11 protein-coding genes are annotated in these 12,959 nt (G+C 56.8%); all 11 read right to left on the bottom strand.

Features of this window, described 5'->3' with window-relative positions; translation table 11 throughout:
* Positions 1-7 precede the first annotated feature (7 nt).
* The 11 genes from GOX66_RS02185 to GOX66_RS02135 all read right to left on the bottom strand — a co-directional run bounded on the left by GOX66_RS02185 (position 8) and on the right by GOX66_RS02135 (position 12,949).
* On the bottom strand, positions 8-1,849 hold the full coding sequence (locus GOX66_RS02185; RefSeq protein ID WP_170759139.1) for a V-type ATP synthase subunit A: 1,842 nt from the start codon (positions 1,847-1,849) through the stop codon (positions 8-10).
* Positions 1,846-2,538, bottom strand: coding sequence for a hypothetical protein (locus GOX66_RS02180; RefSeq protein ID WP_170759137.1), 693 nt, complete (start codon positions 2,536-2,538; stop codon positions 1,846-1,848). Before GOX66_RS02180 ends, GOX66_RS02185 begins: the two co-directional genes overlap by 4 nt.
* 1 nt (position 2,539) lies before the next feature.
* On the bottom strand, positions 2,540-3,217 hold the full coding sequence (locus tag GOX66_RS02175; RefSeq protein ID WP_170759135.1) for a hypothetical protein: 678 nt from the start codon (positions 3,215-3,217) through the stop codon (positions 2,540-2,542).
* Positions 3,217-3,660 carry an ATP synthase subunit C gene (locus tag GOX66_RS02170; protein ID WP_085821863.1) on the bottom strand — a complete coding sequence of 148 codons (444 nt, stop codon included), beginning with the start codon at positions 3,658-3,660 and terminating at the stop codon, positions 3,217-3,219. The genes GOX66_RS02175 and GOX66_RS02170 overlap by 1 nt, the downstream gene beginning before the upstream one ends.
* The gene (locus GOX66_RS02165) at positions 3,657-5,453 is read right to left on the bottom strand and encodes a V-type ATP synthase subunit I (RefSeq protein ID WP_170759134.1); all 1,797 of its coding nucleotides are present in this window, start codon (positions 5,451-5,453) and stop codon (positions 3,657-3,659) included. Before GOX66_RS02165 ends, GOX66_RS02170 begins: the two co-directional genes overlap by 4 nt.
* Positions 5,450-6,055: a V-type ATP synthase subunit D gene (locus GOX66_RS02160; RefSeq protein WP_170759133.1), complete on the bottom strand. Its 606-nt coding sequence runs from the start codon at positions 6,053-6,055 to the stop codon at positions 5,450-5,452. The genes GOX66_RS02165 and GOX66_RS02160 overlap by 4 nt, the downstream gene beginning before the upstream one ends.
* A complete protein-coding gene (locus GOX66_RS02155; RefSeq protein WP_170759131.1) occupies positions 6,033-7,394 on the bottom strand; it encodes a V-type ATP synthase subunit B in 1,362 nt (453 codons plus the stop codon). Before GOX66_RS02155 ends, GOX66_RS02160 begins: the two co-directional genes overlap by 23 nt.
* 413 nt (positions 7,395-7,807) lie before the next feature.
* Positions 7,808-9,211: an MATE family efflux transporter gene (locus GOX66_RS02150; RefSeq protein WP_237212425.1), complete on the bottom strand. Its 1,404-nt coding sequence runs from the start codon at positions 9,209-9,211 to the stop codon at positions 7,808-7,810.
* Between the two features lie 190 nt (positions 9,212-9,401).
* On the bottom strand, positions 9,402-10,793 hold the full coding sequence (locus GOX66_RS02145) for an alpha/beta fold hydrolase (RefSeq protein ID WP_170759129.1): 1,392 nt from the start codon (positions 10,791-10,793) through the stop codon (positions 9,402-9,404).
* 179 nt (positions 10,794-10,972) lie between these two features.
* Positions 10,973-11,338: a cupin domain-containing protein gene (locus GOX66_RS02140; RefSeq protein ID WP_170759127.1), complete on the bottom strand. Its 366-nt coding sequence runs from the start codon at positions 11,336-11,338 to the stop codon at positions 10,973-10,975.
* A 78-nt stretch (positions 11,339-11,416) separates the two neighbouring features.
* Positions 11,417-12,949, bottom strand: a complete 1,533-nt coding sequence (locus GOX66_RS02135) for a phospholipase D family protein (RefSeq protein WP_170759125.1) — start codon at positions 12,947-12,949, stop codon at positions 11,417-11,419.
* Between the last annotated feature and the right edge of the window lie 10 nt (positions 12,950-12,959).

Raw genomic sequence — 12,959 nt, 5'->3', positions numbered from 1 at the left:
TCCCTTGTCACACACCAAACTTGTCGTGGCACAGATCCTGAATCTGCCCCCAGGTCGACTTGAATTCCGGTGTGTTTTCAGCCGCGTAATGGAAATTCTTCATCAACCCGGTGAGCTGAGTGAACACCTGCCGCACCTCGGCCTTGTCAGCAAACGCGGCCGTCGATTGGGTCACGTCGTAGACCAGCTTAAATGTCATCTTCTGGCGCTCCAGCGGTACTGTCGCGTCCACCTTATCGAATGCGTCCTGCTGCAGATACACCATGTCCACGAACAGCGCCTTTTGCTGGGTGACGAAATCCTCGATGGTGACGCCCTCTTCGCCGGTGACCTGCATCATCTGATCGACCTGTTCACCCTTTTCGATCAGTGCCAACAGATCGCGAACTTTGCCTGTCCAGCCAGCCTCGGCGTTTTTGTCGTACCAATCCGACAACTGATCCAGGTATCGCGACCAGCTGAGCATTGGGTCCACAGCCGGGTAGAATCTTTTATAGGCGCGCTCGGATGACAGGCCCAGGAAGCATTTGACTGTGGACAGGGTCGACTGGGTAACCGGCTCGTCAAAGTTTCCGCCTGCGGGGGAAACCGTGCCGATCAAAGTGAGGCTGCCCAGGTCGCCACCGTTGGTTTTCACGGCACCAGCACGTTCGTATAAACCCTTGATCGAGCTCTCCAGATAGGCGGGGAACCCCTCTTCTCCGGGAATTTCTTCCAGATTGCCCGAGGTCTCACGCATGGCCTGCGCCCAGCGACTGGTGCTGTCGGCAATCAGCAGCACATCATAGCCCATCTGGCGGTAGTATTCGCCCAGCGTGATGCCGGTGAAAATCGACGCCTCGCGCGCGGCAACGGGCATGGACGAGGTGTTGCAGATAATGATCGTCCGGTCCATAAGGCTGCCGCCCGAGGTCGGATCGGTCATCTTGGGAAACTCGGATATGGTTTCCACCACCTCACCCGCGCGTTCGCCACAGGCCACGACGATCACGATATCCACCTTGGCGTTCCGCGCGATCAGGTTTTGCAGAACGGTCTTGCCCGCCCCGAATGGTCCCGGAATGCAGGCCGTGCCACCAAGCGCTATAGGGAAGAATGTATCGATCAGGCGCTGAGAGGTCAGAACCGGCTTAGTCGGGTAAAGACGTTCGGACAGCGCGCGCTTCAGGATACTCTCTGGCAGAGGCCGCCGCACCGGCCATTTCTGCGACAGGGTCAGCGTGTGTTCACCGCCCTGCGCGTCCTCAAGCCGTGCCACGATATCTTGGATCGTTGCGGCACCTTTCTGCACCCAGACGACCTTGTACTCACCGACCCAGTTAAAGGGCAGCATGATCTTGTGTTTGAACCGCCCCTCGGGCACCGTCCCGATGCTGTCCCCGGCCGTCACCGTGTCACCCACTTTGACCGTAGGCGTGAACGACCACTTGGCCTGAGTGTCCAGCGGCGCTACATCTGCCCCGCGCGGCAGGAAGGTGCCATACTCGGCCGCGACCTTGGGCAGAGGCGACTGCAACCCGTCGAATACCTGCCCCAGAAGGCCCGGCCCCAGTTCGACCGATAACAACTGCCCCGATTGCTCGACCGGATCGCCCACGGCCACGCCGTCAGTGCTTTCGTAAACCTGCACATCTGCGGTGTCGCCACGCACCCGCAGCACCTCGGCCTTGAGCCGTTCCTGACGCCCGCCGGGACCGGGGCGTGTGGGCAGGATGAAAACCACCTCGTTCTTGACCAGTTGGCCGGGCTCCCCCGAGGCATCGTAATTGGCCTGAATCAGCACCAGCCCTTCCTGCACCGAGACAACACGGGCCGTAGCAGTTTCCGTGACTGAGGTTGGGGCTGTCATGCGCTTACTCCCTCAAAATCAATGTCGGCTGCACCGGCCATGGCCTGCTTTGCCAGTTTCTCAAATCTCTTGGCCGCATCCTGCGCATTGCTTTGCGCCCAGCGGTCGAAAATGTTCCAGATCAGCACGTAGATCGCCACAGCCTCGAAATCGAACAGGTGGCGGGCGGCGTGACGTTTCAGTTGATTGTGGCTGACCGATAGCAGTAACCGTTCCAGCCCCAGCGGATCCTCTGCGTCCAGCAATTGCCTTGCCTCTTTGATCCACGGCATCGGTGTCTCCAGCCGAAAGCTCGGGTCACTCCAGTTGGCAGGGATGTGGCGGCTCCAGCGACCAACGCCATATGCTCCGACGGGCGGGCTGCCACCCTGATTGCGCAGGCGCAGTGCAGCGACCACCGTGCGCAGGTCCATCCGTTCCAGAAACAGTTTGCGAAGGGTCGGCTGCGGAATGTCCCGCAAAGCTTCTTTGCAACGCTGAATCGCCTGCGCATCCGTGACGTCCATGTCATAATCGCTCCAGTTCAGAGCATGCTCCAACACCTTCAAAACGCGCGCATCTTCGGGCTTCAGCGCCGTCAGGCGTCGGTCCAGTCTGAGCCGTGACAGGGGCGGCTGCTTGGCCACAAACAACCGCTCCGAGCCCGGCAGGCTGCTGATCAATGAGATATAGGCGTCGGGGTCCGACATGTTACCGGATCACCCCTTCCAGTACGGCGCGAAAACGCGGCTGCAGATGTTGCATCAACAGCGAGGCCACCGCCTTGTCCGTCAGATCAAGCACAACGCCCTGATCCTCGGCCCGAACACAAATACCGCTTTGCGTGTCGTCCGAAGCATGCAGTTCGACCTGTTCCTGCAACATCTCCGCCGTCAGGCCCAGCACGTATTTCGTCAGCTTACCGGATTGGATGTCGTCCGCGTTTTGTTTGATATCCTCTTGCGTCGCAACCTTCGCTGGCAGGATGACCTGCACCTTACCGTCCAGCCTGGCCTCATCTGCGGCGCGACCGACAACTTCCAGGATCATCTGTTTCAGCAGGTCCGGGTCGGCCATTTCCTTGGTGACCAGACGCTCGACATCTTCACGGAACCGGTCCGTGAGCCCGGCTTTCATCGTCAACACCGCATCGCGCATGGCGGTGTTAAGCGCCTCTTCCCCCGCCGCGCGGTAGCTGTCGGATTCAGAGCGCGCCTTTTTCTGATACTCATCAGCCTCACGCTTGGCATCAGCCAGAATCTTTGCAGCCTCGGCCCTTGCGTCGGCGCGCAGCTTTTCCGCATCCGTCTGACCAGCGGCAACTCCGTCATTGCGTAACTTGTCGATTAACTCATCGACACCGTGCGAGATTATGCCATCCTGTGCCATCAGCTGATCCCCGCGCTAATGACAAGTGCAAAGACGAAGGCGAAGACGCCGAAACCTTCAATGATGGCAGCCGGAGCCAGCGCCAATCCGAAGATTTCCGGTTTTTCCTTGGTCGCATTGATCGCTGCCGCACAGGCCCGCCCCTGCCAGATACCGCAATACATCAACGCGATGCCGGACAGGATGCCGATCCCGAACAAGCCGCCCGCGTTTTCGGGTGTCACGTCACGGTTCAGCGTGAACATGATGACGATGCCATAGATTACCATCGTCGAGGGAAAGGCCGAGACGCCAACAAAGCGGCCATAGCCGCCATCGGTTTCGGTCATGGCACCAATACTGGCCATTCCGGCGATGGAGCACCCAATGGCGCTCGCTGCGGCGCCCAGCGCCATGGGCGCATATATGCCCAACCAGCCCAATGTGAGAACAAGTTCATTCATTCCTGAACCTCCTTGCGGGCAAACGGACGAAAGACGATGCCTTCGTCTGGCAGACCCCATTTAAAGAATTCGATGTAATTGAGACGCAATCCGTGGACGACGCCGCTCATCATCGCGAGGGCGAAGTTCAGGACATGTCCGATGATCAGGATCAGCAGTGCAAAAAGGATGCCCGGCCCCTTCAGTGCATGCATCACCGACCCTGCCAGATCGTTGAACGTGATTGCCAGCGAGGCAGAGGCCAGCCCCAGCGCAAACAGGCGCATGTAGCTAAGTACGTCTCCGAATGCACCCATCGCTCCAGCGAGGCTTTGCACCCCTTCAATAAGGCGCCACAGCCAGTCGGTTGGCTTCTTGATAACCCGTTCGCTGGAAAAGAGGACGATCGCCAAAACGCCCACGCCCATCAGCAATTCCCCCGGCACCGGAGAGTTGCCTTTCAAATAGCTGAGCCACAGAACAAACCCGCCGATCAGCGTTGCGATCCACCCCAGATTGGCAATTGCCTTGCGTTGCCCCCAAGCCGCGCGGGCGGCCAGCGCGTTAGCCAGCACCAGATGCAGCACGCCTACGACGATCGACACCATCATCATCGCGCTGAAATTGTTAATGTCCAACACCTTGAGCTTTGTCCAGATCGACCCGTCAGGCGGCGATACTCCGAAATAGCTGCCGACCAGAATGCCATACAGGATCGTCGCACCCGAGATGATCAGTCCGAACCGTCGCCATGACCGTTGTTCGGCCGTTCCATCCAACCGTTTCCAGAACAACAGGAGGCCCAGCAGGATGACCACCCCATACCCTGCATCGGCCACGATCATCGCAAAGAAGATCGCGAAAGAGATTGCAACGATGACGCTCGGGTCCCAATCCTTGTAGCCCGGCACTTGATAAAACAGGGCTAAGTCTACCGCGGCGCCGCGCCGTTCTGGTTGTTCCAGCAAAGTGGGCGGCGTGTCGTTGAGGCCTGGTTCCTCGATCAAAACAGCGGCGTCTCTGGCTTTGGCCATATTCAGCACCGCATCAATACGATCTTCTGGCACCCAGCCTTGCAGGGCGAACATCGCCTCTTCGTCGCGAACTTTTTGCGTCGCATGGGCCAGTTCCGCCGCGCTTTCTGCCGCTGAGAGGTTGCGCCGCATCAGCGTCAGGTATCGTGTCTGAGCCACCCGTTCGGCATCAAGAGATTCTATCGCGATTTCGGCTTCTTCCAGTTGCGCCTCAAGCTCGTGAATCGGCAGCGATCCGGTGTGGGTACGAGTCACGGGAAGGATGTCGTCGTCTGGCTCATCAGGCGCAATCAAAACGGCATAAATGAACCGATGATCCTGCTCCAATATTGCCCAGGGCAACGGCACCGCATCCAGTGTATCGCGATGTTTCAACGGCAGCTGATAGAACCACAGCCTATTGCCAGCCAGCACATCGTCAGGCGGAAAATCCAGATCGCCCCACGGACGAACATGCGCGATCCGATTGGCAAGGAAATCCCGCCGGTCCATCATGTCCCGGCTGCGCTGCATCAGATCCAGCACATCCTTGACGAACTGGTCCATGTCGAAATCCGGGTCGCGCTGTATCTGGCGGCGCGGGTCGGCCACATTGTTCAGAAACCGCAGTGCCTTATAGGCATCACGCGCACCGCGTTCACTGATTTTTTCCGGCTCGCTGGGCGGCGGAGCAAGCGGCAGGACGTGCATGCAGCCCAGTTCCTGCAACGCCACAAGCGTACCCGCCTTTTGAGCTGCAAGCCCGACAAGCGACAGCTTTTTGAGCCTTGCAATACTCACGACGCAGCCTCCTGCGCGTGTTTGCGCTTTGAGATTTTCGAGCGCACGACCGCCTGCATCTGTTCATCGCTCAGATAGATGCGGATTTTCTTGATGTTGGCTTTGGCGCGCGGGATCAGAACTTTCTCAAAAAGGTTGACCCTTTGAGTGATCGTGGCCACGGCCTTGTTGAATATCTTGACCCGTTCTTCGGCCACTTTCACACGCAGACGCGCCTCGATCATGTCATGCAAAAGCCGCGCGGCGGCATCGACCCAATGGGGTTTTGCCAACAGAGAATACGGGCGCACGGCGACTTCGATCCGATCCAGCGCAGGCATCTTGACGCCGACTACGTTGACCTCTTTGATCTTGTAGTCTTTCAGCTCAACCAACCCATCCAGATCCACGCCCTTCTGCGCAAGCATGGGCAGCTTTTCCCCGACCTGCTGCGCCAGTTGTTGCACTTCTTCCTCAAGGCGCCGCACATCCTCGCGCGCCTTGGCACGTTCAGCCATCAATTGCTGGCGCTTGAGGTCCAGCGACGGCAGGAACCGCTCATAGCTTTTCAACTGCGTCTGCTCGCGGGCAAGCGACGATTTATTCAGCTGCAACCGCGCCATCGGCATCCTTTGGAAAATACTTGTCGATCAGGGTCTGCTTCATCAGCAACTGTTCCGGCGCAAAACACTCGGCTAGTGTTTTCCAGCCCAGGTTCAGCGCCTCCTCAAGCGGAATCGAGACGTTGATGTCCATGAAGCGCGTCCGGAACAGGGCGCCGAATTTCAGCAGTTGGTGATCGTAGTCCGACAAATCGAATGCCATCGCCTGTTTCTGCGCCGCGTCGCGGCTTTCTGAGTAGAAGCGGATCATCGTGTTCATGATCTGGCCGTGATCCTCGCGCGTTGTCTTGCCGATCACGTTCTGCTTGAGGCGTGACAGGCTGCCGAACGGGTCGATTACGCCCGAGTGCAAGTAGATCTGCCCCTCGGTGATGTAACCGGTGTTGTCCGGCACGGGGTGCGTGACATCGTTGCCCGGCATTGTGGTGACGGTCAGCACCGTCACCGAACCGCCCTTGGCATAGTCACAGGCTTTTTCGTACCGGCGCGCCAGCTGGGAATAGAGGTCTCCCATATAGCCACGTTGCGAAGGTACACGCTCCTGACTGATCCCCACCTCTTTCATCGCGTCCGCATAGGCGGTCATGTCGGTCAGAAGAACAAGAACGCGTTTACCCTCTTCCACCGCGAATTTCTCCGCCACAGCCAGCGCCATATCGGGTACCAGCAAACGCTCGACCAAGGGGTCCGTCGCCTGATTGACAAACATCACCGTGCGGGAAAACACGCCTGCATCTTCGAAGGACGTGCGGAACGTATAGTAATCGTCAAAGATCAGCCCCAGCCCGCCAAAGACCACAATATCCGCATCCGCCTGAATCCCTATGCGGCTGAGGAACGCGTTGAACGGCTCGCCCGAGACGGAAAAGATCGGAATTTTCTGGCTTTCGACCAACGTGTTGAACACGTCGATCATTGGCACATCGGTGCGGATCATTTTATTCGGTACGGCCCGCTCGGCCGGGTTCACTGTCGGCCCGCCGATATCGATTCGGGGCTCGGCCGACAGGTCCGGGCCACCGTCGATCGCCACCCCTGCCCCATCGAAAACGCGTCCCAGAATATTAGCCGAATAAGGTGTCTGCATCGGGTGGCCAAGGAAGGTTGCCGTCGCCTCGGTCGAGATGCCCTTGGTGCCGGAAAACACCTGCAGCGTCACCACGTCCCGATCGATGAAAATCGCCTGCGCCAGCGTTTTGTGCCCGTCGACCGTTTCAATCACGGCCAGGTCATTGAAGCGAACCACCGCGTCAACAGCTCCGTCCAGCGGCACTCGGACCTTGATCGTGTCCCCCACAATTTCCAGAACACGTGTGTACTTCAGAAGACTTTGGGACATTGCTTATCCTCATTCGTCTAAGAGGCTTTTCAAATCACCGCCGCAAATCTGTGGCGCGTTTTTTGCAATTATTGAGCCAGCTTACAACGAATTCATGAATTGGCAAATGAGGATAAACCTAGCGAGCGGAAACATTCCAAACCCAATTTACTGAAATTTTTTGGGAGGAGACATCTACGTTCAGCAGTGGCGGCGGCTACCGTCAATACAGGGCGCAATCCCGTCTGAGCCGACGAATCCGTTGCCCAGCGCTGAATCGACGACGAGTTCCAAAAATCTAACCTGTTAAAAGACGAACAGATGGCCATATTGCGTGGTTCAGCGAAGGTGCGGAACCTTAGTCAGGCATGATGATCGTGAAAATCAGTAAACATTGATCGGTTGGAAGCCCGCAATCAGGGCAACTGTTCATCCTACCACCCGCGCCGCCCAAACAGCACTTGCAACCGGTTCTGCCCTGCAAACGGATCGACGGTTTGCGGTGCGGTCAGCTTGGACACGACCCGTCGGACCAGAAACCAGCATAATCCCGCGAAGATGACACCTCCTAACGCCTGCCCCAGAAGCACTCCGGGTGCGCCAGCGATATAGGCTCCGGCAACAGCAAACGGCCAAGTGCCCAGCGTGTGCCGGCCCCAATTGACCCAGGTCGAATACACCGGGTGGCCCAGATTGTTGAAGCTGGCATTCGCAACAAAAATCACACCGTTAAAGAATGAGGCCAGAGCCAGCGGACCGCAGAACAGATAAATTAGTGCCCGGGTCTCTCCCTGTGCCTGAAACAAATCGGCGATGGGCGCGCGCAGCACAAAGAGTGTGGCAGCCATCAAACAGACATAGAAGGCGGTGAACTTTACGCCGGCCAAAAAGGTCTTTTTCACACGATCAAATTGCCCGGCCCCGAAGTTTTGGCCGACGATGGGGCCTATGGCCCCGGACAGGGCAAAGACGACCGAGAACGCAACGGGCATCAGCCGTCCGATAACGGCCATACCGGCAACGGCGTCGGTTCCGAACTGGGCGACTTCGCGGATGACGATAGCGTTCCCGACCGGAGTCGCAACATTCGTTAGAACGGCCGGAATTGCGATGGCTCGCACAGGACGGATATCCGAGATCACCTGGCCTAGAGAGGGGCGCGCGAAACCCTGATGCACGCGTATCGCCGGCGTGACCGCAGCGATCAATATGCATATCCGGGCAATAACCGAGGCAATGGCCGCCCCGTCCAACCCCAGCCCGACCGCAAAGATCAGGATCGGGTCCAGCACAGCGTTGGCAACACCCCCGTAGATCGTGGCCTGCATTGACCGCCGTGCGTCTCCGTACGCGCGCAGAACTGCCATCCCGGTCATGACTACTGCCATCACCCACATGGTCGGCAAAATGATCGAGACGTAGCGGGCTGCGAGCCGAAGCACTTCCCCTTTCGCGCCCAGCAGCGAAAGAAAAAACGTCAGGTTAAACAGGACTATCACGGAAACAGTTAAACCGAACAAAATGCCCAAGACAGCCACACTGGTGCCAAACTGGCGGGCCTGCTCTGTCCGACCTGCTCCAAGTTCCCGCGCGACCAATGCTCCGGCCGCGATCGAAAGGCCCACATTTATCGAATTGGTAAAGAACAAGAGGGTTCCCGCATAACCCACGGCTGCCGCTAAAGCGTCGTTACCCAGCATCGAAATGAAAACCATATCGATGAAATCAACAGCAAATATCGCCATCAGGCCAATGCTGGTGGTCAAAGACATACGGGTCACGTGCCGCATCAGGTCGCCCGTCAAAAAGACCGCCTTGCCACCGGATTGTTCTGCCATGAGTCTTCTGCCTCTGCGCCCCAAAGCAAAATGCCCGCGTTATATCCCATTCAGCAAGTTCTATTTTGACTAAGGTACCGACCCGAGCCAAAAAAAGGGAACACCTATTCCCCTAGGCGTCCTTCCATACAGGGATGAATGGTTCCATCTAATTCCGGGATTAAATCGCCTGACATTTTAGGTAGAAAAATCAACCGGCATATTCTTTGAGAAACGGCTCAATTTCCTGAAAAAACTCATCAAACCCGGGATGGCCGCGGATCATACAATGGTTGGCTCCTGGTAGCTCAACAAACTCTGCTGTAGGAATATGCCGGGCAGTTTCACGCCCTTCGCTGATGGGTGCAGCCATATCGCCCTGGACGTGCAACACCAGTGTTGGGACCTGCAGGCTTTGCGCCTCGGCACGTACATCGACATAGGCGTTCATTTCAATGATACGTAAGGCCGTTTCCGGGCTTACGGAAATCCGCTGCATTTCGTCAAAACTGGCACCTTCTTCCGGTGTTGCGTCCGGCATGTAGCAAGACGTGAAGAAATGACGGTAAACGGGGTTCGGTGATCCCCAGCCAGCAGACACCATGGCGCGGGCGGCCTCGTAAAACTGTGCTGCATCCGGGTCACCTCGCATCATCCTTCCCCGAACAAAGCCACCAAGCAAAACGAGAAACTTAACCCGTTCGGGGTACTTTGCAGCAAATCGCACAGAAAAGGCCGAGCCCTGGCTGATGCCAAAAAGCCCAAATTGCTCAAGCCCCGCTGCGTCGGCGACCGCGACCATATCTTCGATCATTCTGTCCTCAGAAATGTCGTCGACATCCCAGTCGGAAAGGCCATTGCCACGTTGATCAAATCGAACCAACTGACAGCGTTTTGAGAACTCTGAAAGGAAGTCCCCCCAAACGGGGCTGGTCCACTCATATTCTATGTGATTGAGCCAGTTGGGCGCTTTCAGAATGGGAGTGCCCTCCCCGGTTGACGCCCATGCCAAATTGACGCCATCGACCGACTTGCAGAACTTCACACGCTGCTGAAGCGAGATATCCGGAGCCTTGCGCGCGGGTGTAGCCTGCGGGGACCAATGCCAGACACGGATTGGGCGACTGATGTTCTTTACACGCTGCCCCCCCATGTCCCGGAACGTAGTGTCGACTTTGTCCTGAATTGCCTGGTGCACGATGTCCGAGACGCAAACTCCACCAGGTTCTGCCAGCCCTTCAAGCCGCGCCGCGACGTTTACACCGTCACCAAAGATGTCGCCCTCGTCGAAAATCACGTCCCCAAGATTGATCCCCACCCGAAACCGAATTCTCTGGTCGTCGTCCAGTTCGGTTTCGTTCAGACTCATCGCTTGCTGGATTTTGACGGCGCATTGAACCGCGTCCTGAACGGACTCGAAGGTGGCCAGCATTCCGTCTCCGGTTGTCTTGACAATGCTTCCGCGACTTCGGGTAATCTCCGGGTCAATCAACTCGCGCCGATACTTTTTCTGGCGCGTTAAAACACCCAACTCGTCTGCTTCCATCAAGCGCGAGTATCCAACCATATCGGCCGCCAAAATTGCCGAGAGCCGTTGTTCCATAACCATCTCCCCATCGCGCCAGCCATCTTCTGGTGGGTGGACGGTTGAGATTCACATGGCGCAGGCGCGACGTTTTGAACTCAGTATACTCAGAATCCGTTCCGCAGTAACTGCGCTTTCAATTGTTGAACTTTCTGAATGAGTTAACCTGCTAAAAGAAAATTCGGATTTTTTCCAGATCACTCAAACTGAATGATAACAGCCTCGAAATCCTCATCGCTCGTGACCATGGTGTGATGACCTGTTCCGTGCGTGTCGTCCATGTGCCAAACATCACCCGGACCAATGTCCCGAAATTCACCGTCGCTGGCGGTCACACGAACCCTACCTGCCAGGCAAATCAACCTTTGGGTCACAGGTGTCGGATGAATTGGCTCGTTCCAGCCGGACCGAAGCCTGAGAAACATGGTTCGTGTTACATGCTCTGGCTCCGAAATCTCGATAGCCTGAGCAGGAGGCGCAAAACTCCGCTCTTCGACATCAACTTCGATATCGTCCCAATGGCTGTTCCCGGCTGCATCGGTGTATAGTTTGAAATATTTCACGTCAGAGTCCTTCTCACCTTTCTAATTGTTGCGCTTCTGGTCCTGCGCGAGTGCCTGCAATCACCGCGCCCTGCGGGCCTAAAGCTGCGAACCAATTGGCAAAATACTCAGGAAGCCCGAGACAATGTGATCCCAGGTCGATCCTGTCGGCTCGGTATCATATTCCAGGATGGTGCCATCCTCGTTGCGCGTTCTCCACCTGAGCTGCCCTGCATCTTCCAGAGTCACGTGATATGTGTAGGCCGGCAACGCTTCGTCCAGCGCGCCCAGGGTCTGCTCAGTTAACGCCGGCGAGTCGATCAGAATACCCATTTCCGTGTTGATATTCACCGACCGGGGGTCCCAATTGAATGACCCCACAAAAAGGTAACGGTCATCAATTGCAAACGCCTTGGAATGCAATCCAGAGCGGGATTGCGCCCAGTTGATGCCGCGGCGCTGAACCTGATACGCGTCGGGCCGCAACTCGTAGAGCTCGACCCCGCCGCGCAGCAGCGCCCGGCGTTTCTTGGCGTAATGTGCGTAAACCGGCGCAACATCGTTTGAACCCAAAGAATTGGTAACAACTTTGACTTCGACACCACGATTTTCCAGTTCCGTCATCCATTTCACGCCGTTGCTGCGAGGTACAAAATAGGCCGAGACAATATTCACCTCGTTACTTGCATTTTCGAAATACGGGAGCAGTTGAGAAGCAAGAATGGGATCCGAGCTTTCAACGCCCGCTGCTTTGGAAGGTGGGTCCGCGTACAATCGCGCCGGAACCCAATCCAGTGAGAGAGCGCCGTCAGCAAAGTTCTCTTTGGCGGACTTTCTCAGAGCCGCTCCGTACTGCGTTAGCTTCGCCTCTTCCACGAGTTCATTGAGCCTGTCCCGCGCATCAGCCAAGCTAAAGGAGTCCGGCTCTCCAACAACCACACGGGCGGGAACGGCAAACTCGCTGTTCCAATATGCATCAAAACTTTCAGAGACTTCATTCACCACGGGACCTGCGGCAAGTACATCCAGATCCGCGTAGTTCATTTCCTCCCTGGCAAGGAAGTATTCGGCTCCGATATTCCGCCCACCTACAATCGTAAACACGTTGTCTCCGGTCATGGACTTGTTGTGCATTCTGCGGTTGATACGTTTGAAATCCGTCAGACCCGCGATCAGCAAGCTCTGATCACGCCAGAAGGGGTTGAACAGCCGGATTTCAATATTCTCGTGCAAGTCCAATGCTGCGGTCATCGCGTCATAACCGGACGTATCCATGTCATCCAGCAGCAGCCGAACGCGCACCCCACGGTCCGCAGCCTGCAAAAGGCTTGCCGCGAACAGGTGACCGGTGGGATCGTTGTGCAACAGGTAGTATTGCGCATCAAGCGTCTGCTCGGCAGCGGCGGCCAGCAATAGCCTTGAGACCAGAGCTTGTTCGCCATCACTGATCAGCTTCACGCCGGATCGCCCGTCTTTGGGATCGCCAAGTCTGTTGGCAGTCCGCCCAAGGGCGCTGTTCGAACTTGAAGGCAGTGAGGTTGTTACGGTTTTTTCATAGGTGCGAACTTTTGGTGCGCAAGCGACAAGAGCCAGCGTGCAACACATGTAAACCATGAAACTCCATGGCTTCATTCAAATACAC

The sequence above is a fragment of the Ruegeria lacuscaerulensis genome (genome assembly GCF_013031245.1).
Lineage (GTDB): Bacteria > Pseudomonadota > Alphaproteobacteria > Rhodobacterales > Rhodobacteraceae > Ruegeria > Ruegeria lacuscaerulensis_C.
The sequence above is the reverse complement of the archived record's forward strand: the minus strand, read 5'-3'. Positions and strand labels throughout refer to the sequence as shown.

What these genes read in the sequence shown, in the direction of transcription:
- GOX66_RS02185 (WP_170759139.1), bottom strand. Translation starts at nt 1,849, where the DNA reads ATGACAGCCCCAACCTCAGTCACGGAAACTGCTACGGCCCGTGTTGTC.
- GOX66_RS02180 (WP_170759137.1), bottom strand. Translation starts at nt 2,538, where the DNA reads ATGTCGGACCCCGACGCCTATATCTCATTGATCAGCAGCCTGCCGGGC.
- GOX66_RS02175 (WP_170759135.1), bottom strand. Translation starts at nt 3,217, where the DNA reads ATGGCACAGGATGGCATAATCTCGCACGGTGTCGATGAGTTAATCGAC.
- GOX66_RS02170 (WP_085821863.1), bottom strand. Translation starts at nt 3,660, where the DNA reads ATGAATGAACTTGTTCTCACATTGGGCTGGTTGGGCATATATGCGCCC.
- GOX66_RS02160 (WP_170759133.1), bottom strand. Translation starts at nt 6,055, where the DNA reads ATGGCGCGGTTGCAGCTGAATAAATCGTCGCTTGCCCGCGAGCAGACG.
- GOX66_RS02155 (WP_170759131.1), bottom strand. Translation starts at nt 7,394, where the DNA reads ATGTCCCAAAGTCTTCTGAAGTACACACGTGTTCTGGAAATTGTGGGG.
- GOX66_RS02150 (WP_237212425.1), bottom strand. Translation starts at nt 9,211, where the DNA reads ATGGCAGAACAATCCGGTGGCAAGGCGGTCTTTTTGACGGGCGACCTG.
- GOX66_RS02145 (WP_170759129.1), bottom strand. Translation starts at nt 10,793, where the DNA reads ATGGAACAACGGCTCTCGGCAATTTTGGCGGCCGATATGGTTGGATAC.
- GOX66_RS02135 (WP_170759125.1), bottom strand. Translation starts at nt 12,949, where the DNA reads ATGAAGCCATGGAGTTTCATGGTTTACATGTGTTGCACGCTGGCTCTT.